General features: G+C 45.9%; 18 protein-coding genes and 1 pseudogene. 8 read left to right on the top strand and 11 right to left on the bottom strand.

Going from position 1 to position 24509, the window contains the following annotated elements; translation table 11 throughout:
- Positions 1–115: 115 nt before the first annotated feature.
- The 6 genes from ON006_RS10375 to ON006_RS10350 all read left to right on the top strand — a co-directional run bounded on the left by ON006_RS10375 (position 116) and on the right by ON006_RS10350 (position 11243).
- Positions 116–3442: a UvrD-helicase domain-containing protein gene (locus tag ON006_RS10375; RefSeq protein WP_244819709.1), complete on the top strand. Its 3327-nt coding sequence runs from the start codon at positions 116–118 to the stop codon at positions 3440–3442.
- Between the two features lie 191 nt (positions 3443–3633).
- On the top strand, positions 3634–7059 hold the full coding sequence (locus ON006_RS10370) for a response regulator (protein WP_244819708.1): 3426 nt from the start codon (positions 3634–3636) through the stop codon (positions 7057–7059).
- Positions 7060–7062: 3 nt separating this feature from the next.
- Positions 7063–7878, top strand: a complete 816-nt coding sequence (locus ON006_RS10365; RefSeq protein ID WP_244819707.1) for a CheR family methyltransferase — start codon at positions 7063–7065, stop codon at positions 7876–7878.
- Positions 7875–8456 carry a chemotaxis protein CheB gene (locus ON006_RS10360; protein WP_244819706.1) on the top strand — a complete coding sequence of 194 codons (582 nt, stop codon included), beginning with the start codon at positions 7875–7877 and terminating at the stop codon, positions 8454–8456. The genes ON006_RS10365 and ON006_RS10360 overlap by 4 nt, the downstream gene beginning before the upstream one ends.
- Positions 8457–8470: 14 nt before the next feature.
- On the top strand, positions 8471–10402 hold the full coding sequence (locus ON006_RS10355; protein ID WP_244819705.1) for a response regulator: 1932 nt from the start codon (positions 8471–8473) through the stop codon (positions 10400–10402).
- 79 nt (positions 10403–10481) lie between these two features.
- Positions 10482–11243 (top strand): hypothetical protein, encoded by a 762-nt coding sequence (locus ON006_RS10350; RefSeq protein ID WP_244819704.1) that lies wholly within the window; start codon positions 10482–10484, stop codon positions 11241–11243.
- 53 nt (positions 11244–11296) lie between these two features.
- On the opposite strand, the gene ON006_RS10345 is transcribed toward ON006_RS10350, so the two are convergent.
- The 7 genes and pseudogenes from ON006_RS10345 to ON006_RS10315 form a co-directional block, all read right to left on the bottom strand.
- A complete protein-coding gene (locus ON006_RS10345) occupies positions 11297–12556 on the bottom strand; it encodes an SAM-dependent methyltransferase (RefSeq protein ID WP_244819703.1) in 1260 nt (419 codons plus the stop codon).
- Positions 12557–12567: 11 nt separating this feature from the next.
- Positions 12568–13380 (bottom strand): DUF1365 domain-containing protein, encoded by an 813-nt coding sequence (locus tag ON006_RS10340; RefSeq protein WP_255772878.1) that lies wholly within the window; start codon positions 13378–13380, stop codon positions 12568–12570.
- A gap of 40 nt (positions 13381–13420) precedes the next feature.
- Entirely contained in the window at positions 13421–14680 is a 1260-nt protein-coding gene (locus ON006_RS10335) for an NAD(P)/FAD-dependent oxidoreductase (protein ID WP_244819701.1), read from the bottom strand.
- Position 14681: 1 nt separating this feature from the next.
- Positions 14682–15806 (bottom strand): alpha/beta hydrolase, encoded by a 1125-nt coding sequence (locus ON006_RS10330; RefSeq protein WP_244819700.1) that lies wholly within the window; start codon positions 15804–15806, stop codon positions 14682–14684.
- Positions 15799–16839, bottom strand: a complete 1041-nt coding sequence (locus tag ON006_RS10325) for an SAM-dependent methyltransferase (RefSeq protein ID WP_244819699.1) — start codon at positions 16837–16839, stop codon at positions 15799–15801. Before ON006_RS10325 ends, ON006_RS10330 begins: the two co-directional genes overlap by 8 nt.
- A gap of 72 nt (positions 16840–16911) precedes the next feature.
- Positions 16912–17642 (bottom strand): annotated as a pseudogene (locus ON006_RS10320) (DUF1295 domain-containing protein).
- Between the two features lie 49 nt (positions 17643–17691).
- Positions 17692–18027: a DUF1475 family protein gene (locus tag ON006_RS10315; protein WP_244819698.1), complete on the bottom strand. Its 336-nt coding sequence runs from the start codon at positions 18025–18027 to the stop codon at positions 17692–17694.
- A gap of 127 nt (positions 18028–18154) precedes the next feature.
- On the opposite strand from ON006_RS10315, the gene ON006_RS10310 reads away from it, so the two are divergent.
- Together ON006_RS10310 and ON006_RS10305 are read left to right on the top strand one after the other, a co-directional pair.
- The gene (locus tag ON006_RS10310; protein WP_244819697.1) at positions 18155–20002 is read left to right on the top strand and encodes a chloride channel protein; all 1848 of its coding nucleotides are present in this window, start codon (positions 18155–18157) and stop codon (positions 20000–20002) included.
- A gap of 753 nt (positions 20003–20755) precedes the next feature.
- Positions 20756–21190 carry a MarR family winged helix-turn-helix transcriptional regulator gene (locus ON006_RS10305; protein WP_244819696.1) on the top strand — a complete coding sequence of 145 codons (435 nt, stop codon included), beginning with the start codon at positions 20756–20758 and terminating at the stop codon, positions 21188–21190.
- Between the two features lie 102 nt (positions 21191–21292).
- Here the strand turns inward: ON006_RS10305 and ON006_RS10300 are convergent, their stop codons facing one another.
- From ON006_RS10300 to ON006_RS10285, 4 genes are read right to left on the bottom strand one after another with little or no spacing between them, the layout of a single operon-like run.
- Positions 21293–22129 carry a DUF4097 family beta strand repeat-containing protein gene (locus tag ON006_RS10300; RefSeq protein WP_244819695.1) on the bottom strand — a complete coding sequence of 279 codons (837 nt, stop codon included), beginning with the start codon at positions 22127–22129 and terminating at the stop codon, positions 21293–21295.
- 4 nt (positions 22130–22133) lie between these two features.
- A complete protein-coding gene (locus ON006_RS10295) occupies positions 22134–22997 on the bottom strand; it encodes a DUF4097 family beta strand repeat-containing protein (RefSeq protein ID WP_244819694.1) in 864 nt (287 codons plus the stop codon).
- 24 nt (positions 22998–23021) lie between these two features.
- The gene (locus ON006_RS10290) at positions 23022–23843 is read right to left on the bottom strand and encodes a zf-HC2 domain-containing protein (RefSeq protein ID WP_244819693.1); all 822 of its coding nucleotides are present in this window, start codon (positions 23841–23843) and stop codon (positions 23022–23024) included.
- Entirely contained in the window at positions 23840–24373 is a 534-nt protein-coding gene (locus ON006_RS10285; protein WP_244820520.1) for an RNA polymerase sigma factor, read from the bottom strand. Before ON006_RS10285 ends, ON006_RS10290 begins: the two co-directional genes overlap by 4 nt.
- Positions 24374–24509 lie beyond the last annotated feature (136 nt).

Raw genomic sequence — 24509 nt, 5'->3', positions numbered from 1 at the left:
GTATGTGTAAGAAATGATTTTATATAAGAAGCGGTTACAAGTTAAGAAATTTAATTATTTGAAATAATTAAATTATTTATCGGTTAAGTCATATCGATTTTTCACTTAGAAATTTATGTTCAAAGTTTACAGCTCATCAGCCGGATCAGGCAAGACCTACACACTCACCAAAGAGTACCTCAAACTTGCCCTGCATTCCAATTCGGATACCTATTTCAGGAATATTCTGGCGGTAACCTTTACCAATGCGGCCGCTAATGAAATGAAAGACCGGATTCTGCTTATGCTCCGGGTGTTTGCTAATTCAATGGATTCGACTGAACCGCCGCATCCAATGATGAGGGATGTCGTCACAGAGCTTTATCCCGATACGGAAAATGATGCAGAACTTTTTGAAGGAGCGCGGCAACTGATAGCGGGTCGTGCACAATTGGTTTTCAGGCAGATCCTGCACCGGTATTCTGACTTTTCGGTGATGACGATCGATAAGTTTACGCAAAGACTGATCAGCAGCTTCACCGACGAACTCGGTATCCCTTTTGTTTTTGAAACCCAGCTTGACAGTGACCTGCTTGATGAGGCAGTGGACCGTCTGTTGGCGCGAATTGGGCAGGAGGGTGAAGAGGTACTGACCGATATCGTAGAGAAGTATTATCGCGAGAATGCAGAGGAAGGGAAAAGCTGGGGTGCGCTGCCTATGCAGATCCGGGAAACATCAGGTACTTTGCTGAGCGAGCAGAGCTACATGCAATTGAAACGCGTGGAGGACCTGAAAATGGAAGACTGGATCACCATCAGGAACCAGATGCGTGCATTTGTAAAAGAGAGAGAGGCATTTTTGTCCAAACAATCGCGCAATGCATTGGAACTGATCCAATCCACATTTCTTACCGAAAAAGACTTTCACCAGAGCGGCAGGGGGATTTACGGCTATTTCCGGGATCGGGCCGACGAGAAAAAATTGTGGGCAGAACCTAACTCTTACGTCTACAAAACCATTGGTGAAGGTGTGTGGTATGGTGCGAAAACACCAGTACTGATCAAAGACGAAATTGAGAAGATCAGGACAGATCTTGAAAACTATTTTCACGAGATCGAGAACATTCGTCTTACCGAAACCGAGAAGGTCACATTATACAGCCAGCTAGACCGGCATATTTATAATCTATCATTATTAGGGGAAATCAGGAAAGAGTTTGACGCGTTGCTGCGGCAAAACAACCAGATTCACATTTCAGATTTTAATAGGAAAATCGTTGAAATAGTAGCCAGGGAGCCGGTTCCGTTTATTTTTGAGCGGCTGGGGGAGAAGTACAACCACATTCTCGTGGACGAATTCCAGGATACTTCTAAATTGCAATTTGCCAACTTGCTTCCGCTCATAGAAAATGCATTGGCCGACGGTTACTTCAACCTCATTGTCGGCGACGCGAAGCAGTCTATCTACCGTTTTCGGGGAGGTGATATGGACCTGATCCTGCACTTGGCGCAAAGCCAGGTGATGGAATTGGCCGCAGTACTAGGCAACAGCTCGTACAATTCGGAGCGTTTGCTGAGCATTGATCATTATTTGCAGGTTAACCACTTGAAAGTCAATAGAAGGAGCCAGAGAGAGGTTACAGAGTTCAACAACCGCTTTTTTTCTTTTATTGCTAAAACATTGGGTGACGAGTACCCGCTCATTGCGCAAGTGTATGACCAGAATTTCCAGCAGGAAATACCGGATAATGTGCCAACCGGAGGCCATGTCGAGATCGAATTTGTGGAAATGAGTGAGGAAGCCGACGATGTCAGCGGAGAAGAAATTGCTGCGGATGGTATTGTGCGTCGCTCGCTGGAACTGATATCAGAACTCAGGGGAAATGGATACCATTGGCGTGATATAGCTATTTTATGTCGGAAAAAGAGAGAGGCGACCGCGTTGGCCAATGCATTGAAGGAAGCAGGTTTTCCGCTCATTTCGGATGATGCATTGTCGCTGGGATACTCGCGCTCCGTGCATTTTATTGTGTCGTTTATGAAGGTACTGCTCAGTTCAGACCATCGACTGGCGCGGTATGAGGCTGCTTATCTCTTTCATCATGTGATCCGGCGCGAGAATCCTGCTGCGAACGAGTACGAGCAGATCCGGATACTATGCGAAGAGCGCGGGCTGGACACTTTTCTTGAATATTTCAAAAAATGGAACATTAACCTGACCTCATTCAGAATGCGACAGTTGTCCGTCTTTGAGCTCAGTGAGCAGCTGATGCAGCGTTTCGGAATGTTTGACAATCATTTTGAAAATGAATATCTGTTCAGGTTTCTGGATGTGGTACTGGAATTTGGTAACAGAAAGAGCAACCATTTGGGCGACTTCCTGACTTATTGGGAAACGGCGAAAAATAAGTTATCCATTACCATCCCGGAGGAAACCGATGCGATCAGGATCACGACCATTCACAAGTCGAAAGGGCTCGAATATCCGGTAGTTATCGTGCCTTATGCACAATGGAAAGTGACGCCGAATGCTAAGCTGGACCGCCTGTGGCTGGATTTGGATGATGTGGATTATGAAGAACTCAGTTTGCGGGATCAACCTTCATATTCCAATAAAAAATTGAGAAGCTCCATGGTTTCGGTGGTTAAAGACCTTGAAAATACATTGGTAGGTGATCAGTATCAGGACGAAAAAACCCGGACGCTGGTTGAAAACCTCAACCTTTTATATGTAGCTTTTACAAGACCAGTGCAGCGTCTTTACATTCTTGCAAAGCGGGAGCGGAGATGGGAATCGGGGCAGCAGGTAAGTAATTGGCTCAAAGATTACCTGGCCCAGCAGGATTTCATACCGGCTTGGGACGATCAGGTTTCGAAATACATTATATCCCATGGTACTGGTACATTGCGGCATGCGCATGTCAAATCAGATGCGAAGCCATTTGTGATCAGGGAAATTCTAAGTAATGACAGGACTGAGTCGTTGCGGTTGCGGAGAATGGCTGAACGTATTTTTGATGTGCAGACCTTTGAACCACGACATGACCGTTTGCAGAAGATGCGGTACCTGCTTACCAGGCTGAAAACCATTTCGGACTTGCCTGAGGCGCTGGAAAAACTGGTTATTGAGGGGATTTTTACCAAAAAAGAAACAGCGGAAATTGCTGCATTGGCGACCTCGCTTTTAAATGATCCGTCTCTGCAAACGCTGTATCAGGACGAAAACCGCATTCAAATAAACAAAGAACTACTGATTCCGGGGGGAAAGCTGCTTCATATAGACCGGGTCGTTCAACGCGAGAACGGCGAGTTCATTTTTATGTCATTTGTGGGCGGCAACAGCACGGATGAACCTCGAAGGCATTTGAAAAGATTGATCAGGGCATATACGGGCACGGGTAAAAAATCGACGGGTGTGATGATAACCCTTGAAGATGAAATGGTTGAGTGGGTGGAAGCTTGAAATCATTGAGCTGACAATCTGCTGACTAACATATAGTGGCTACATAGCAGTAGAACTAGTTTTGATCAAATGATCAAACCTGAGTTAAAAAAAGCTGCACGATCCCGCCAAAATGCTGCTAAAATGAATTTTTTTTGCTGATATTCACGGAAATATCCAGTCCGCAGTGTTTTTCGTCTATCCAATCCAATATGCGCATATCCTTTCAGCAACAGGTCTTGTTTGGTATCCTCTTTTCAATCATTCTGGTAGTAGTTGTTGGCTTCACTTCTTACAATGCGATTGTAGTTCAGCAAGAAAATGCAGGCTGGGTGAACCACACCAGAGAGGTCATCGGCGTCGCGGCTTCTGTGAGGACGCAATTGCTGACTGCGGAAGCGAATGTCCGGGGTTTTGCCATTACCAACAACAGTTCATTTGAAGCCAACTACCTGCAAGCTTCTGAAAAACTATTGAAAGAGCTGGAAGCACTCAGGAAACTGGTGAGGGACAACAAGGCGCAGGTAACGCGGGTAGATGCGCTGTCGGTGTTGCTGCAAACCCGATTGGCCGTCATGGCCCGCCAGTACGACATGCTCAAAGCCGGTAACTACAAAATCGATACCATTAAGGCCATTGTTGTTCAGGGAAAGAACATTTCGTCTCAGATTGATTTTGCCTTCAAAAGCATTGAGAATGTGGAAGAGGGCTTGCTGACAGAGCGTGAACAGGATGTCCAGACGAGTTCTGTCCGGGCACAACAGTACATTGTGTTTGGTAGCTCGGCTTTTTTCTTCGTCATTTTGCTCCTTTATTATTTTATCAGAAAAACGTACAACGCGCAAATTGAATCGGAAGGTCTGACGCTAAAAGCTAACAAGCAACTCGAACAGTTGTCGTTGGAAGATCAGGAGAAAAACTGGATATTGAATGCTGCGGTGGAATTGTCGGGGGCTGTGCGCGGTGAACCTACATTGACAGAATTGTCAAAAAACCTGCTTCACAAGCTGGTAGAGGTTACCGATGCAGTGGTAGGGGTTATGTACCTGATCACGCGGAACGGGGAAGTACTTGAAATTGCTTCGAGCTATGGAATAAAGGACCTGGCACAGGTACCGCAGTCAGTAAAACTTGGGGAAGGGATGCTGGGGCAGATCGCTGCTGATAAAAAGAACATTAAAAAATTGGAAGTTGCTCCTGACTATTTCAGGATCCAGAGTGGCACAGGCAGTACTGATCGCGCAATGGTACTCGTAAAGACGGTATCGTTTCAGGGCGGGGTTACGGCGATGATCGAAGTGGGGTATCTCAAAGATCCGGATGAAAAAATCACGAAACTGCTCGATATGGTTTCCGAAAACGTGGCAGTGGCTATTATGGCTTCCCGCGCGCGCCAGATTGCAAATGAATTACTTGAAAAAACGCAATTGCAAGCGGAGGAGCTGGAAAGCCAGCAAGAGGAATTGCGGGTGACGAATGAAGAACTTACGAGACAAACATCATTATTACAGGTTTCCGAAGAGGAACTGCGTGTGCAGCAGGAGGAATTGAAACAGATCAATACCGAGCTGGAAGAAAAGGCATTTATGCTGGAAGAGCAGAAGAGCACGATTGAAGAAGCGAGGGACCAGATCCAGATCAAGGCGGACGAACTTGAAAAAAGCGGAAGGTTTAAAAGCGAGTTCCTGGCTAATATGAGCCACGAGTTACGGACGCCATTGAACAGTATACTGATCCTTTCGCGCATTCTGGGTGAAAATAAGGGTGCACGGCTAAGCGAAGAAGAGCAACGATATGCTTCTGTGATCTTCAATTCAGGTAACGACCTGCTGACATTGATTAATGATATTCTGGATCTGGCGAAAGTAGAATCCGGAAAAATAGAATTGATGAATGAAACAATCAATACGGATCTGATCTTGTCCGAATTGAGAAACACCTTCCAGAAAATTGCTGAAAATAAAGGGCTTACATTGAAGATTGAACGAGCAGAATCCTGCCCCGAAACATTGTTTGTGGACCAGGTTAGGTTGTTGCAAATCGTGCGGAACCTGCTTTCCAACGCCATCAAATTTACATCTGCGCCGGGTACAGTTTCACTGACGGTGAGCCTGGTAGCCGGTGATCTGCATTTCGACGTGGCGGATACGGGTATCGGCATTCCGTTTGAAAAGCAAAAAGCAATATTCGAGGCATTCCAGCAGGCAGACGGGTCTACGAGCCGTAAATACGGAGGTACCGGCCTTGGATTGTCGATCAGCAGAGAGCTTGCCAATTTGTTTAATGGATCCATTTCGCTTCGCAGCGAGCCGAACGAAGGATCCGTATTTACATTAAAAATTCCTTTGCTTCAAGAAGAAGGAGAGCCTGAGACTGCATTGACACCGGCTGAAACCATTCAAACGGAAAAGGTGAAGGAAGCAGCTACCGTTTATGAAAATGGGAGAGTGAACCGGTTGCTGCTGATCGAGGACGATCCGATTTTTGCTGCGGATATGTCTGCCAAAGCACGGGATAGCGGTTTCGATGTACAAGTAGCGGCGGATGGCAAATCGGCACTTGAAATGGTGAGAACATTCAATCCTACCGCGATCATTCTCGATATGCACCTGCCCGATATTTCGGGCGACGAGGTTTTGAAGGAATTGAAATCGGACACGAAAACGAGATTGATCCCGGTGCATACGGTGTCGTCGGGAGATTATCTGAACCTGGATATGCTGAAAAACGGAGCTGTTGGGTTCATGCAGAAACCGGTTGACCAGAAATCGGCGGAAAATATCTTTAACCTCCTGAAGCTGGGAGGTAAGGACCTTGAAAAACAAAGAATCCTTTTGATCGAGGACGATACTACGCAAAGTAAGTACCTGGGTGACTTCCTGACGGCGAATAACATTTTTGTACTTTATGCATTTTCCGGAGTGGAAGCATTGGGTATCCTGCGGAATGACTCCGTGGACGGGATCATTCTGGACGTAAGGCTTGCGGATATGAATGGCTTGGATTTACTGGATGAGATCAAGAGAAACCCGGAATGGAATGAACTGCCGGTAGTTGTCAACACGGCGGAGGACCTCACGCAGGCGGATTTGAGCCGTGTCATGAAGCATTCTCATCCGGTGGTTATCAAGACGAAAAAATCCAACGAGCGTCTCCTCGATGAAGTGAAACTGTTCCTGAAAAAAATACAGCCGAAAAATGCCCTGTCAGCGGACAAACAGGAGGCTTTCAGCAATCCGATCGTTCATTCCGAACAGGTGTTTGTCGGAAGAAGAATATTGCTGGCGGACGATGATATGCGGAATATATTTGCCCTCAGCGCGGTGCTGGAAGACTCGGGTTTTAACATTGAAATTGCTACAAACGGGAGAGAAGCCATTGAAAAATTGGAAACAACCACCGGCATTGAACTGGTACTGATGGACGTGATGATGCCTGAAATGGATGGCATTGAAGCTACCAGGATGATCAGGCAGCAAAGCAAATGGGCCAATCTGCCCATTATCGCGGTGACAGCTAAGGCAATGCAGGGCGACAGAGAGCAGTGTTTGGCGGCGGGAGCGAATGATTACATTTCAAAACCGGTGGATATTGACAAACTTTTATCATTGATCAAGGTCTGGTTACATTCCGCTTAATATATGGTACTTATAGAATACCCCGAGCTGGAAGTACTGATCACGCGGATCAGGGAGATATCAGGATTTGATTTTTCGGGTTATGCACGTCCATCACTATTGAGGAGGGCTAGCCGGTACCTTTCGGGAAACAGAATGAATCTGGGCGAACTTTTGCTGCATATTGAACCGGGAGGGCGGGTTGTTTACGACCTTATCCAGGAGCTGACGGTCAATTATTCGGAAATGTTCCGCGACCCTGATTTTTTTGTAAAAGTGCGGAATGACGTATTCACGTATCTTGAATCCTATCCGGCAATCAGGATGTGGGTAGCGGGTTGCGCGACGGGCGAGGAGGCATTTTCAATGGCTATCCTGCTGGAAGAAGCAGGTGTTCTGGACCGTTCGCTGATCTATGCTACGGATTTGAGTAACAAAGTGCTGACATCGGCGAGGGAAGGTGTTTTTACATTGAGTAACATCCGTACGTATTCTGAAAATTACCTACTGGCGGCTGGAAAAAACTCATTATCTGACTATTACCACGTCGCATACAACAAAGCTGTTATTGCGCCGGAGCTGCGTAGGAACATCATTTTTTCACTGCATGACCTGACGGGGGACGGTGTTTTTAATGAATTTCAGTTCATTAGCTGCCGGAATGTGATGATCTATTTTACATTGGAATTGCGGCAAAAAGTATTCAGGTTGTTATATGATAGTTTAAGTATGTTGGGCTTTCTTTGTCTTGGCAAACGTGAAACGCTGCGGTACTCAGGCATTGAAGATCATTTCAAAATAATCGATAGTTCGCTGAACATTTATCAGAAAATCAAATGAAAACGGCAGATGACGAACCGCTCAGTCTTGTTCTTATTGGTGGTTCCTCGGGAAGCTTCTCTATTTTTGAAGAGATACTGAAATTGCTGACAAGGCCGCTGTCGTTTGCGCTGGTATTTATTTTACATAGAGGAAAATCCAGCTCTTCGTCGTTACCGGAGCTATTTAAAACCAAAACCCGCGTGTATATGAAGGAGCCCTATCATTTGGATCCTATCAGGACAAACAGTATTTATTTCGCATTTCCCGATTATCATTTGCTGATCGGGCCGGATCGACGTTTTTACTATGATGTTTCGGAAAAGGATTTTTTTTCCAGGCCATCCATTGACGCAACTTTTATGTCCGCGGCTGTTTCGGGGATCCCTGTCAAAGCTGCGATGCTTTTTTCCGGGTCAAGTGCCGATGGTGCTTCCGGGATGAAGGCACTCGCTCAGAAGGGCTATCCGACTTATGTTCAGAATCCCGATTTCGCTGAATCACCGAGAATGCCGCGGGAAGCCATTCAGCAAAGCGACCAACATAAGGTTTTGAACGAAAATAACCTGTATCAAGAAATCACGAATATACTTTACTAGCGCTCAACGTAAACATGGAAAATACCAAAATTCTTTTGCTGGATGACCGGGAGGAAAATCTAATCTCCCTGAAAGCAATCCTGAACAGAGGAGACATAGAGATTTATGCAACCACATCGCCCAACGAAGCGCTGAGGATTGTGTGGGAGAATGACATTGCAGTGGCTTTGGTAGACGTTCAGATGCCGGGAATGGACGGATTTGAATTTGCTGAAACACTTCTATCGAATCCCAAAACCAAAGAAATACTCATTGTTTTTGTTACAGCTATATCAAAGGAGACGACCTATGCAGTAAAGGGCCTGAAAACTGGCGCGATCGACTACCTCTATAAGCCGCTTGATCCCTACATTACCAATGCCAAAGTTGACTCGCTGATCCGGCTTGCGAGGAGCCAGAAAGAGATCCGGGACAAAAATAAGTTGTTAGAAAACTACGCGACCATTATTCTGAATTCGCCCGATATAATTGCTACGGTTGAACCAGAGACGGGCAATGTTATTTCCATTAATCCGTCTGTTGAAACGATCCTGGGCCTTGCACCTTCCAGCTTGCTGGGCGTAACCATTCTTGATTTGCTGGTCGACCCTGTTAATTCCAGCCTGCGGGAAGTATTGGTCAAAAGGAGCTATATGGGCGGTGATACCATCGTGGTGGAGGACCAGTTTTATGGCAGGCTGCGACAGCCGGTTTGGCTCGAATTGAGGATCATGTATAAAAACAGGCTGCTGTTTGTGAATTTGCATGATGTTGAAAAACGAAAAGCACATGAAAAGGCATTGATATACGCGCAGAGCCAGGCCGAAAAAGCCAGGAAGGTAAAGGAAGCGTTTCTGGCGAATATGAGCCATGAAATCCGAACTCCGTTGAATGGCATTATCGGCTTGGGCAATATCCTGGCAGCTACTGAACTCGATGAATCGCAGAAAGACCTGATCAGTATGCTCAGGCAATCGTCGGGTTCTTTGCTGAACATATTGAATGACATACTCGACATCTCGAAAATAGATGAAGGCAAGTTCTCAATCATTCCAACGTCTACTGACCTCCGGCTTTTGGGTAAAGGAATTATCGACCTGATGAAGTTCAAGGCGGAGGAAAAGAAGCTGAACCTGCAACTTGTTGTTGCCGATTCTGTGCCTGAATCCGTGAAAGCGGACGGTATGCGTATTAATCAGATTCTGTTAAACCTCGTGGGAAATGCATTGAAATTTACCCAAGCCGGGAATGTGTTTCTGAAAATAGAGCGTCTGTCGGAAGTGAGCGCGGGGCACAAGATTAAATTCAGCGTAGAAGATACCGGCATAGGAATGTCAGAAGAGCATCTTTCCAACATCTTTTCAGAGTATGGGCAGGCGTCGGAAAATACTTCGCATCAGTACGGTGGTACGGGTCTTGGGCTTACCATTTCCCAGAAACTCGTGCGCCTGATGGCCAGCGAACTGGAAGTGAACAGCAAGCTTAACGAAGGCAGCCAGTTTTTCTTTACGCTGGTAGTGCAGGATGCCAACGAAAGAGTAGGGGACGCGAAGCCTCCTGTTTCGTTTCAGGACCTTCCGCCATTTGAGGGTAAAAAGGTATTGGTGGCCGAGGACAATCCTATCAATGCGCTATTGCTTCGTAAATATTTGAAAACCTGGTTATTGGATGCTACTATGGTTATGAATGGCCGTGAGGCTGTGGATGCCATGAAGGAGCAAAGTTACGACCTGATCATTCTCGATACCCGGATGCCGGAAATGGATGGGTTCGAAACCGCCCGGTATGCACGCAATCAATTGCACATTAAAACACCGATCCTTTCATTGTCGGCCACAGTACTGCCGGAGGAAATCGACCAGGCGATCCAGGCCGGGATGAATGATACATTATCCAAACCTTTTGAGCCGGAAAAGCTCCATACCAAGATCGATTTTCTGCTGTCGAGAGGCGCAGCAAACATATGATGCAACGAATTATTTCCTATTGTCGTAATGATTAATTACATGAATACGTTATAAAAAGTAATTGTAATTAACCGACCAAATGAAAAATATTAGAAACAGTTGGAGTTTACTTCTGTTCGTTGCCCTCGCTGGATGCAGTTCCTCTAAAACAATGACTTATGAGTCCAAATGGAATGCGCCATTCTCTTACGTAGACGAAGTCAAACCCGATCAGCAGGATCAGAAGTCAAGATTAAAATATGGTATCATCAACGACGATCAGTATGTGTACATCACGCTGAAAACAAAAGACCCTACTACCATTCAGAACATTCTGGCAAGTGGCCTGAAAATCTCATTTAGCCCGGAAGGACAGAAAAAGGAAGGATACTATCTGCTTTTTCCGGTAGTAATGAAGGAGGACAGGAGAGCACTTAAAAGAATCGACACAGACCTGCCCAATAGTCTCGGACTGGATTTGTTGCTCGATTCTTACAACAAAGAAGCACTTTGGAAGGATAAGGAAGGCCAGCATTCTATCAACCTGGCGATTCCGGACGGAAGCATCAAATCTCACATTGCAATGGACAGAAACGGCGAACTGACGGAACAAATCGCTATTCCGTTCAGTCTCATGGCTGTTAATACCAAAGAAGGCTCGATGCTGGGCGTCAATATCAAGGTGGATGGCCAGTCTTCTCAGTCAGGTTTCAGCCCGCGCATAGGTATTGGTCTCGGCGGCGGTATTGGAATGGGAGGGGGAATGGGCGTTGGAATCGGCAGCGGATATGGATCGCGCTATAACGGAAATGACCGTAATGTGGATATCAGACTGGAAGTGCAACTAGCCAGAGCTAACTAGCATCAATAAACATTCAGTAAAAAGGCCCGTAGAACTTTCTGCGGGCCTTTTATTTATATCCCAATGTTATTTGGCCTGCTGTAAACCATTTGAATCACGCTGATATTCCGCATCCTGAATGCGGCTTCGCAATAACACAGGTAGTAGGTCCATTTGCGGATAAATTCATGGTCAAAACCCAGGTTTTTTACCTGATCCAGGTTTTCATTGAACCGGTCCAGCCATAGTTTCAGCGTTTGCGCATAATGTAACCCGATCTCTTTCATGTCGATCATCGTCAGGTCACCCGTGCAATTAACCGCCTGATTTATAATGCCAATAGAGGGCAGAAGTGAGCCGGGAAAAATGTGTTTCTGAATCCAGTCGACACCATTACGCAGGCTGTGGTAGCGGGAGTCGGGACAAATGATCACCTGAATGGCAAGGATACCGTCTTTTTTTAGCAGGTCATTGCATCTCCTGAAATACGATTTCAGGTACTGATGGCCCACCGCTTCCAGCATTTCGATCGATACGATCTTGTCAAATTTCCCTTGCACTTCCCGGTAATCTTTCACCAGTACTTTTACCCGTTCCGACAAACCGGCTTCGGTTATACGTTGGGTCGCAAATTTTTGCTGTTCCACCGATAATGTCAGCGAGGTAACTTTGCAGCCGTAGTTTTGAGCCATATGGATCGCATTCCCGCCCCAGCCACTGCCAATTTCCAGCACATGGTCCGTATGTTTGAGATTCAGTTTCCGGCACAGGCGGTCATATTTTTCAACCTGCGCTTCTTCGAGACTAATATCGTCCCGATTAAAAATCGCACTGGAATAGGTCATCGTTTCGTCCAGGAACGTAGCAAAGAAATCATTGTTGAGGTCGTAATGCTCCGAAATGTTCTTGCGCGATCCGGATAGTGTGTTCGCCCTTTTGTTTTGTAATAATTTATTAAAAGCCCGCAGCACATTCAATGAGAACGTTTGTGAGCTGCTTCCCGAGACACCCGGCGCATTTTCTACATTCAGAAGTACCCAGGCTATCACATCGGTAATGTTATCGGTATCCCAAAGTCCGTCTACATATGCCTCTCCGAATCCGATGTCGCCATACAGCACTATTTTTCTGAACAGATCGGTATCATTGACCCGGATCATTGCCTGCAATGCGCCTTCACCGTTGCCAAATGAGATGTTATGGCCTCCGGGCAAGATCATTTGCAGTGTGCCCAATGTCATTTTACTCAGTTGCTTATAAACCATCTGCTGATAAAAGCCTGGCTTGGGCATAGCTGGCGTTTCTTTCTTCAATGGGCGGGTTTTTACTAGCATAGTTCGTTCGATTAAGATTCATAAGGTCTGAAAACCTCTTTCTGTAAGATCAGATTATCCGCTTTCCTGATAAACTTTATTTTTCGTGCCCACAGCAGGAATGCCTGCCAGTGGATCATGGTGATGATTTTGATGGTGATCAGAGGAAACGAGAAGAAAAATAGCAGCATATTGCTATCATTCAGCGGCTTACGTTTTCCTGTGAGAGAGCTTACAAAGATCAGTTTCCCCTCAGGATCGTAATCATTGATCTTGATCCTGAGGTTGCCCTGTGGAATATTGAGTTTAAAATGAAAGTGTGTGTCGAGTTCCATAAATGGCGATACATAAAATTCCTTGGCAGTATGAAGCTCAAAACGGTCATTGCTGTACGTTTTCATATCCAGAAAATAAGGCTTCATCTCCCGGAACGTGTTACAGACCTCCACGACCGAACAAACCGGATTTTCGTTTTCATCATAACAATAGTAAAACGAAACCGGGTTGAACTGATAGCCCAGCGTGCAGAGGTTGGTCAGTACCATGATCCTTCCTGTTCCAATGGTGATGCCGTTTGCGCTTAAATAGTCCGCCAGATGCTGCCTGATATTTTTGTTCCGATCAGGATTTTCGCGAGGAAGCTGTAAATGGTCCCGGTCCCGAAAGTTGAAGAGATTGAACCTGTTACGGCTCATGAACCACAACCTCTTGTTAAGGATATCCAGCTCATCAAGGTCCAGATAAAACATGAATACATTGTACGTGAAGTAATGTTCTTTCGGACTGAGCCTCTTGTGCATTACCGCAGCTTTGTATAAGCATGAATTAAATTGCGAACCTTTCATGCTATCATATACGCCCGAAAGTTTTCTTTGGATTTTTGTCTCAAAGAACATTTTGCCCCAATAAATGGGAGCAGAGTTTTACAGCACTGGCAAATGCATCTTCATGAAAGCCATATTTGAAATAACTCCCACAGAAATAGACTGGTCCGCCTGTATTCAACATATCGAGTTCCTCCTGCGCTTTTATTGCAGGAACATCGAACAAAGGGTGGTCGTAGTCAATTTCTTTTAGGATTTTACTGGGATCAAGGTCTTCGTGGGGGTTAATAGAGACGAAATAATTCTTCCGTTTGGAAACGTCCTGCAGGCGGTTCATCCAGTAAACTGTGCTCGGCTTTTGTTCGCCATCTTCTTCCTTGATCCGATAGTTCCAGCTACTCCACGCCAGCTTGGTTTTGGGCATGGTACCTTCATCGGTGTGCAGCACGGCCTTATTATATTGGTATTTAAAGTTCGATAGGAGCCGCTGTTCCACGGGAGTAGGCTCTGCTAACATGGCCAGCGCCTGATCGCCGTGACTGGCGATGATGACCCTGTCAAAAGTCTCGCGGCTGCCATCAGAAGCCTGAATCACGACTTTACCATTTTCGCGGGTCACCTGTATAGCTTTGCGGTTAACATGGATTTTGCTTCGAAACGGCTCGATCAGTATTTCGCGATAAGATTGGCTTCCTTTGTTCAATGTGTACCACTGATGCTGGGTATCCAGACCGAGGAAACCGTGGTTTTTGAAGAAACGAATCAATGTTACAGCCGGAAAGTCAAGCATTTCTTTCATAGGCGTTGACCATACCGCCGAGCTCATCGGCACGAGGTATTTCCAGAGCATATCGGAACTGTATCCAAATTCGGTAATGTACCTTCCAACGGAGTAATGGGCATATTTGGGATCGTCCAGGATTTTTACACTTTCTTTATTGAAGCGGGAAATCTGGGCCAGCATTTTGATATAGCTGACATTGAACAGGTTTTTTCTCTGCGCAAACAAATGGTTCAGGCTACTGCCGCTGTATTCCAGCCCGCTCGGCTTATGCTGTACGCTGAAAGACATATCGGTTTTTTGGATCGGGGCTTTGATCTTTTCAAACAGCTTGCAGAGGTTAGGGTAAGTCTGGAAATTGAAGACCATAAAACCGGTGTCAATGTGTACCGGGCTGCCTTCCTCGTCAACTGTAACGGTGTTGGTATGGCCGCCAACGTAGTCATTTTGCTCATAGTACGTCAGATCGTCCAGATCATTCAAGAAATGTCCGCATCCCATTCCGGCAATTCCGGTTCCAATGATGGCTGTTTTAAGCATGTTATCTGGTTACTGAATTTAAAAAATAGGAAACCGCATAAGTGGAAAGCTGGCCGCCAGGGCCATTGATGTTGTAATCAAAACCGTGTGTCGCCCAGGGAAGCGTGAGCAGGTAATGCGGGACGCCTTTCTCTTGTAATTTTAAATTAAGCCTCCGGCTGTGTTCATATGCGACCAGGACATCGTTTTCACCGTGAATGAGCAGCGTTGGTGGCGATTTTTCAGAAGCAAAAAGGATAGGAGAGCTGTTTTCGTAATTTTTCGGACTAGCATCGTACGAGCTTCCCAGGTAGTCCTCCATCACTTTCCGTGAGTCCATGATCAGCGGGTTGGAAGGGATCGAATATCCCCATACCATATCTGCCGGGCCATAGAAGTCAATCACACCTTTAATGCACGGCTCATTCAATGTGTATGCGGCCAGTAACGCAATTTGTGCACCCGCCGACCGGCCCAGCAGGACGAAACGGTTTGTATCAATGTGCCATTTTTCTGCATTATTTTTCAAAAAGGCGATCGCGTCCTTCACATCCTGGACTGGTGCCGGACTCTGGCTGTCGGGGGCGAGCCGGTAATTGATCGCTGCCACATGGTAGCCTTCCCTGGACAAAATACTGTTCAATTCAGGCAGCTGGGTATTGTCCCCGCTCTTCCAGGATCCGCCGTGAACCACTATTACACAAGGTCTTTTGCCACCGAGAGCCGACGGGTAGAAGGCCATTGAAAGCGGAGTCATTTTGTTGTATTTATAGGGTAATGTAATGTAATCGATGTTTCTTACACTGTTAAATATTTTAGCTATTGAAAATGACTGTGTACTGGCCCGTAACCAATGGTCGGCTTGCCCGAAATTGGCCGAGACGTTTTTAGCCAGGTCATTCGCAATCATTTTTGCCCGTATTATTGGAGAAATGAACAGTAGCAACGCGCCCAACAGCAGGAGATTGGACACCAAAGGGTACTGGACGTTTTTTAGAGTCAGCAGACAAATGAATGTGACCAATATCGGTATCCACGGAAATTCATCGACAATAATCGCCAGTAGCCACAGCGGGTAGGCCGGAGCCGGGAAAATCGTCAGTAGCGAAATCAGAAAGAGGGCAACCGGGAGGATGAGCCTAAGCATTGTTTTGCGTTTTGTGAAAGAGATAATGACTCACAATCCATTCATTGCCGCTATTGTAGTTCCAAAGCTCCGCACACGACATAAAAAAGATTCGCCAGTAAACCCACCATTTCAACGCATTGGCTTTACCATAGGTTTGCTCAAACAATGGAATAATTTCCGTTTTGTGGTTGTCCATATTCATTAGCCACGCTTCGGAAGTCTTGCCATAATGTGCCCCGCTTACGTGCCAGTGCTTTTCAACCACCAGATCGTCATTAAAGTAAAACATCAGATCGTCGCTCGGCATCACGCCGCCTGTGAAGAAGTACTTGCTCATCCAGTCGGTTTCGTCCACTACTTCAAACAGATAGGCGTATTCTTTATGGGTAAAGATGTGAATGAACAACTTCCCGTCGGGTACCAGAAATGATGCCACTTTTTTCATAAGCAACTCATAATTCCGCATATGCTCAAACATTTCCACCGAAACAACCCGGTCAAACTGCTGGTTTACATGGAAATTGTTCATGTCAGCAGTCAATACGGTCAGATTTTTAATACCCCGCTGAACAGCCTGCTCATCGATATGCAGCTTTTGTGTGCGGGAGTTTGATACCACGGTAAAGGTGCTGCCCGGATATTTGGAAGCCATGAACAGGGACAATGATCCCCAGCCGCAGCCCAGTTCCAGGACATTCATTCCGTTTTGTAAATCAGCCCTTTCGCAGGTAATTTCCAACATATCAGTCTCGGAGGTATCGATGTCGGTGACGCCAGGCTTCCAGTATCCGCTGGAATATTTCAGGTTTTTGCCCAGGCAATACTGGTAAAATTCGGTAGGTACCTCGTAATGCTGCTCATTGGCATCGGTCGTGTTTACTGCGATCGGCGAGTCTTTGAGCTTTTGGATAAAATCCATTAAATGTGCCTGCTGCTGTTCTACACCGCCCTTGTTCTCATCTTCAAGCCGCTGCTTCAAAAGTTGCCTGATGCGTGTGCGTATGACGAAATCGGGAATCTGGTCTTTTTCTAAAATACTATCGATCCACATAGAAAGGAAAATTGGAGGAGGTAAAAATGAATTCTAGTCAACCTACGACGGAACGGGGCTGTTTGGATGCATTTACTTTTTGAACCAGGGTACAAAAGCGCTCGTGCTACGCTGATATTTTTTATATAGTTCACCTTTTGAACGCACGGATTGCTCCTCCGTGGCGGGTATGCCCGTGACATTCAGTAGCAGATACAGAATGATGGCAGGGCTAAGAACTGCAATGAAACCGTATGGCGATGCGAGCGCGAAAACAAAATACGCTACCCAATCAACCATTCGAAAAAGTAATTGGGATGCCGCGAATAATTCCACAGGCCCTGATCACAGACTTTTCCTTTGTTCGCAGAATCTTTTTTAAACCGGTTCAGTTGCCAGTCCGCTATCGCTTCGCCCGTCAAAGCTATGAGCCATATTACTGTACCAATGTATTCCAACACGGAAATTTCAGTGACTGCATTGGTGGTAATGATAAAAAACGGGATCGCCAGCAATACATTTGAAACGGCCTGGGCCTGGAAAAACCAGAATAATTTCCGCTCTGCATGAGGAGCCCAGTCTTTACGGAGCTGCGCATATCGCCCTTCTTCTTCATGAATGTGGCCGAGCACCCGTCTAGCCAAGTGCGTTCCTAGTCTGAGCCCCCAGATAATCACCATGCCGCTCAGGAGCCATATTCTTGGAGAAAATCCATCGGCGAAGATCAGGAGTATGACCGCGATGACTGGAAAATTGTAAGACCAGAATATATCTACCACACCGCCGTTTTTGATTCTGTATGCCCATATCCACACGATTGCCATGATGAGGCAGCAGGTAAAGAGGCTTGCTATGACTGGCGTCATCATGTTGTTAATCATGCTGTTTGATCAGTAAATCCTGAATTCCTTCTCCTGGTTTCAGCTTAAAAAGCTCAATCAGAATGTAAACGCAGCTGGCTATACTTCCGAGACAAACCATGGCGATAAGCCACACGATTTTAAGAAGGATACTCGGTTCTTTGTACCAGATCCATAAATAAATGACGAAGACATTGGCATAAAAATCCCACAGTGTAGCCCGCATCCAGGGTATGGAACCGAGGAAATCCCATTCTTTAAACAGGCTACTTGTAAGACTGGTCGTGACAACCACATAGCACATCCAGATCAGAATGATAGTAAAGGTAATTTTGAGGGTAGTGACCATCGTTTTGTATGTTTGTAAACGGGAACATTATTTGCTATTGTTAATGCATACGATTTTTACGATGAAAGCGATTAGCAGCTTTCCGAAATGTTCAACAGGTTTGCCGGCCGGTTCAAAATGACTGATTGTGAATAAAAGCAGTGTCAAGAAATTTTACAGTTTTTTAAAATTCAGGAGGAACTTCACGAGATATAGCCTCAACAAGGCCAGGAGCTACGAAATCGTTTTGTTTTGGCTCAAAAACATCCTCACGAGATCCCAGTTTCTGATTCTCTCAGGTATCCTTGTGGGTACGACCTGCGGTATGGCGGGGGTGCTGCTGAAATCTCTGGTGCACTACATTCACTACGTTATTACTTACAAAGTACATTTTGAAGAGCAGATACTATTCTACGTTCTGTTCCCTTTTTTGGGCATTTTGATTACCACATTAGTTGTTATTTTCATCTTCAAAGGCCAGGATAAAAAAGGCATCCCGGTCATTTTGTATGAAATCGCACAGAATTCCAGTGTGGTATCATCCGTTAAAATGTACTCGCAGATTGTCCAGAGTGCCATCACTGTGGGGCTGGGAGGGTCCGCAGGGCTGGAAAGCCCCATTGCAGTAACTGGGGCGGCTATCGGGTCTAATTTCGCTCAAACTTACAAGCTCGATTATCGTGAGCGTACATTGCTTTTGGCCGCAGGTGCCACAGCCGGAATAGCGTCTGCATTCAATGCGCCTATTGCCGGAATGATGTTCGCATTTGAAATTTTATTGACCGGAGTCGTTTTCTCTGACTTTATCCCGCTTGTCGTATCGGCGGTTTGCGGGAGTCTTATTTCAAAAGTGTTGCTAAAAGAAGCAGTTCTTTTTCAGTTCAAAACCCGAAATCCTTTCGACTATCACAACATTCATTACTATCTGGTGCTGGGTATTCTGTGCGGCTTATACGCCCGGTATTTTGTGCTGATCGCAAAGTATGTAGATCAGCTTTTTCATCATATCAAGGTCACACGGATACAGAAGGCAATGCTGGGCGGAGCGATCCTGTCGGTGCTCTGCGTGTTGTACCCACCGCTATTTGGTGAAGGTTACGACACGATCAAAGCCATTACAAACGGACAAATTCATAGTGTCATTGAAAATAGCTTTTTCGGCTTTATTGGCTACCGCGAATGGGTGGTATTGGTGTTTGTAATAGTGATCTGTTTGCTCAAAGCATTCTCGGCTTCCATCACCATTTTTAGTGGTGGCAACGGCGGAAATTTCGCACCGTCTCTTTTTGCAGGCGGTTCGCTCGGGTATGCGTTTGCGCTGCTCTGCGTGCAGGCCGGTGTCACCGATGTGCCGGTCAACAACCTTGTGATAGTAGGAATGGCCGGCGTCATGAGCGGCGTTTTGTATGCGCCGCTCACCGCGATTTTTCTGATTGCCGAATCCACGTCCGGGTATGATTTATTCATTCCGTTAATGCTCGTTTCAGTCATATCATTTTTAATGGCCAAATGGTTTTCACCCATTTCACCGGACCTGCAAAAGCTGGCCAGAGAGGGCAAGATCTTTACACGGGAACACGACCGGAATCTGCTTTCGCTACTTCAAATACTGGATCTGATCGACAAGGATATTCAGACGATCCGCACCGGCGCCAGCAGGGAGGAACTGGCGGAACTGGTACGTACCGGCAAGCGAAATATGATCGCTGTTGTGGATGAACACAAGCGGCTGGCAGGGACGATTTCGATGGATGATATTCGTCCGCTTTTGTTCAATCCGGAGGTGTACGATCTATTAAAAGTAAGCACGCTGATGAAGGTACCGTCCGTCGTAATAAGCGACTTTGACAGCGTGGTGAGCGTGGTCAAAAAGTTCGATGAAACCGGTGCGTGGACTTTGCCCGTGGTCAAGGTTTCTGGCGAGTTTGTTGGCTTCATTTCCAAATCCGGCGTGTTGCAAAGCTACCGCCAATTGCTCCGTGCGCACTCCGGGTAACGGGGTGCATTGTTACATCCCTGACGGGATTTCAAAATCAAAAATCACCCTCACATTTCCATTTCCTACCAAGGTTGCATCGCTACGCGATTTTTGTCAAAGTTGAAACTCTGATTAATTCAACGCCTTTAGGCATGTAACATCTGCAACAATGTGCGATCGTTTGGGTGCATTGTTACATCGCTACGCGATTTTCGTCTCGGTTGAAAATCCGTTTAATTCAATGCCGTCAGGCATGCAACATCCGTAACAGTGTGCAACCGTTTGCATTGATTGTTACATCTCTCACGGGATTTGAAAACCAAATATCACCCGCACATTTCCTACCAAGGTTGCATCGCTACGCGATTTTTGTCAAAGTTGAAACTCCGATTAATTCAACGCCTTTAGGCATGTAACATCTGCAACAATGTGCGATCGTTTGGGTGCATTGTTACATCGCTACGCGATTTTCGTCTCGGTTGAAAATCCGTTTAATTCAATGCCGTCAGGCATGCAACATCGATAGCAATATGCAATTGTGTTCGTCCAATTCAAATGCCGTCAGGCATGCAACATCGATAGCAATATGCAATCGTTTACGTCCAATTCAAATGCCGTTAGGCATGTAACATCTTCATCATAAGTCATTTAATTTATTCAATCGAAAATAGGTAACTATTTATAAAACAATCAATTAAAATCATTATATATTTGCATAATACTTGATTAGTCAAGTATATATCAAGTATTAATCAAACACAATTCAATTTTATGTCAACCATATCTCCATTCCTGAAACTCTTTTTGAACCTTACGATGATTCAGGCGTTAACGGCCAAACGTTTTGATTCCAGGCTGAGCAGCCACGGTATCAGCCTCAATGAATTCATGATTTTGTTTCATCTCGCGGAGGCTCCTGACGAAAAATTACGTCGTACCGATCTCGCCGAAAAGATTGGATTAACGGCCTCCGGTATCACCAGAATGCTCACACCCCTGGAAAAATTGGGTATGGTAAAAAGAGAGGCGAACAGTCGGGACGCCCGCGTTTCTTACGTGAAACTGGCCAACTCCGGGAAGAAGATTTTAACAGAATCAATTGCCACAGCGGAGGCTACCACCGAGCAGATACTGGCAGCAGTGAAGTCTAAAAAGCTGGAAGAGCTCTCACAAATGCTCATAGAACTGGGCGGGACAATTGTGTAGAACTACCTGAAAAAAATCTGGAATCCTGTATGCAAAAGAAAACCCACTGCCGCCGAAAGGCAAGCAGTGGGTTTTTAGATTTTCGTGGAACTGAAGCGTGATTTATTTCGCCTTTCTCACATAAATATTTCCATTCATGTTCTTCATCATGATCTCCCCGCCGCCACCGTTGACCTTGCCCTTCACCCAGTCTTCGATGGATACTTTATACATTCCGTCCTTGCCTGAGCGTGTAGCCTGCGGCTGGCTTTTATCTACGTCCACATCAAAGTCGCTGTAAATTTCTCCACGGTCGGATTTGAGTTTTACATCAAACTTCGCGGCTGCCGGAAGGGTCACATCCACGTTACCATTCAATGTGGAGAAGGCCATCGGTGACTTGGAATCAATGCTCAGAAAGTTGGCTTTCAGTAAGCCGTTAACAGTATTTGCAACCACGCTTCCCGACACATTCGAAAGGGTGATATCTCCATTGACATTGGTAATTTCAAGCTCACCATTTACATTGTCAATGACGATGTCCCCGTTGTTGATAGTGCCGACGCGCAACGTGAATTTCTGAGGTACTTTTATGTTCAGGTTGATGGTTTTGTTCACGAACTTGGTACTGATTTTAACAGCATTATTTTCTTCGGTGGCAGTCAGGTCGAGACCCGCTCCCGGGGGGACGATCCGCTTCATACCACCGGCTTGCTCGTCCTTCTTTTTACTTTCGCCTTCACCTCCTTTTGCCACGGCATCGATCACCACCTGGTTTCCGGTATAGCCTGTCACGTGGATCGTTCCGTTGATGAGGTTAACTCGCAGAGAGCCCGGCTTGGCAGGGTCCGTCAGCGGTATCACCAGCTGTTCCTTGGCGTCGGCCTGGGCCCAGAGGGGCGCATTTGCGAACGTGAGCGCGATGGACAGAGCGAGGGTTGAAATTAGATTGGTTTTCATTTTACTACGATTGTTTTTTAAGATAAATATTTCCATTAAATGTTTCAAACTTGTAGGTCGGGCCACCTTTTCCGATGCGGATAGAGGTTTCGGTACTTAGTTTGTAAACGGTCTTGGCACTTTGATTTTCGGAATTCTTGATAACCCGCACCGGCAGCGACTCTACGTCGGGAAAATCCGTATAGAAGTTCCCGTGAAAAGTTTTAAACTGGCAATCCACCGACAATGCAGAAGGGTAGCTGATCTTGATATCTCCGTTCAATGTCTTAAAATTCGATTCGCCGGGGGGCAGCGTGGTATAGTTCGCTTCCACATTACCGTTGATCGTGCTGGCCCTAGCCGCACCTTTCGCATTAACTAGTTTAATGGCCCCATTTACATTATGTACGCTAAGCGAACCGGTCACATCATTGACATTCACGTCGCCTCCATTTACCGTTGATATATGCAAATTGAGAGCATAAGGGACTTTCACGGTGAAGTTCAGCTCAAAATGGTAGTTGATCTTCGGGCCGTCCCAGTTCCGCCTTTCCCTGTTCGGGCGTGAATCGTATGGGTTGGCAATGTAGGCAGTGATGCTGTCCGATTGCTGATCGAATTCCAGCTTGAACTCCTCCTTGCCTTTTTCGAGATACTCATTGGTTTTGGCAGAGATTGTTTTGTCAATTTCCAACACCACTTTATCTCCCGCATAACCCTCCACTTTAATGAACCCGTTGATGTTGTAAATGGCCAGCGTGTTGGAACCTGCGCCTTGCGTCAGCTTGAATTCCTTGGTGACATGTTCCTTGAATTCGAGTTTTTGGGCCGGCGCCTGGGTACAGCAAAGCACTGCTCCCGCCAGTAAGGGGATTGCAAAGTATTTCATAGCTAAGTAATGGATTATGGTTGTTTAAGAGAGATCCTTGATGGTCTGCTCGATCTTTGTTTTTACCAAATCATCGAGATTATCCTTTTTAAGCATTGTTTTGAGTACCTTAACGGAGCTTTTTTCCTGCAATTTCAACATGACATCCGCCAGCGCTACCTGTACCATCGGGGAATCCTGTACGCTCAGCGATTTGACCAGTTGCTCCCGCACCGTCGGTTTCGCGGCAAATTGTGTAAGTGCTTCGAGTGTTACCAGCCGCACATTCACATTAGGATCATTGTTAAGGGTGGTAAAAAGGGCCTCTATGACGCGTTCATCAGCATCCGTGATTTCCGTAGTGTAACCCACCGCCCGAAGCCTCTCCGTGGCCGAAGGATTCTCGATCAGCGACAACATCATGGTGCTTTTCATGTCCTCTACCTGTGAAGCCAGCGTTTCTATTTGTTGCTGATAAGCAGTTGCAGACACATTGCTGCGGCTTGTTTTATTACCGATCACCCAGCCGAGGCCAACAAGTAAAAGGCTGAAAGCAACCTGTACCGTCCATTGTGGCAACACAAACTCTCTGAGTTTTGCAATAATGTCTTGGAGCGAGAATGGCTGGCTCTTTTTCTCAGCGGTTTTGAAATCATCCAGCATGGCGTAGAAATTGACGCGCATACTTTCGTTCGGCTCCGGTACTTTTATTTTTGCAAGACCGTCCCAAAGAACCTTGGCGGAAGCAAATTCCTCCTGGCAGTCAGGACATTGCGACAGGTGCTTTTCCACCACCATCCGCTCTGCATTGCTCAGCCGGTTATTGAGCCAGTTGGTTAACTGATCTTTTGTATGTTCGCAATTCATTTGCCTATTTTCTTTTCGCTGGTAAAAAACATTCTCTTCAACTCCCCCAATGCACGGTGAACACGTACTTTCACTGTTCCCTCGTTGATATTCAGCACTTTTGCAATTTCGTCGTACTTCATATCCTGGAACCTGCTCAAAATCAGGACTTCGCGGTGCTCTTCACTCAGGCTGGACATTGCTTTGTGTAAAAAGTCCTTTTCCTGTTGTTTTTCGAGTCCTTCATCTGCCAGCGTCCCGCCACCCAGTCTGTCAGCCACATCATTTACATCATAATGGTTAAAAGAACGGTTTTCCTTGACCGAGTCATTCAGCACATTTCGGGCCAAATGGTACATCCACGTTCTGAATTCACCTTCACCGGTAAACGAATGTTTGTATTTAAGCATCCGGTAAAACACATTCTGAACCAAATCTTCGCTCGCATCCGCTTTATGTGTCATGTGATAAAAGAATGCAAACAACGGCCGGTTGTACCGCTCAAAGAGCAACCCCATCTTATCCAGATCCCCGTCTCTTACCCGGAGCATTAGCGAATTATCTGTGAGAGCGTTCAAAAGGGTTTCTCTTTTTTTGGTGATTCTGACGTGATAACCTGAGGAATTGCAAAAGGTTACAGGAATTTAAAAATATTTTTTCTTATTTCAGTTGTAACTTGACACGTTT

Source organism: Dyadobacter pollutisoli (assembly GCF_026625565.1).
Classification (GTDB): domain Bacteria; phylum Bacteroidota; class Bacteroidia; order Cytophagales; family Spirosomataceae; genus Dyadobacter; species Dyadobacter pollutisoli.
Note: the sequence above shows the minus strand (reverse complement) of the source record. Positions and strands in the feature narration are given on the sequence as shown.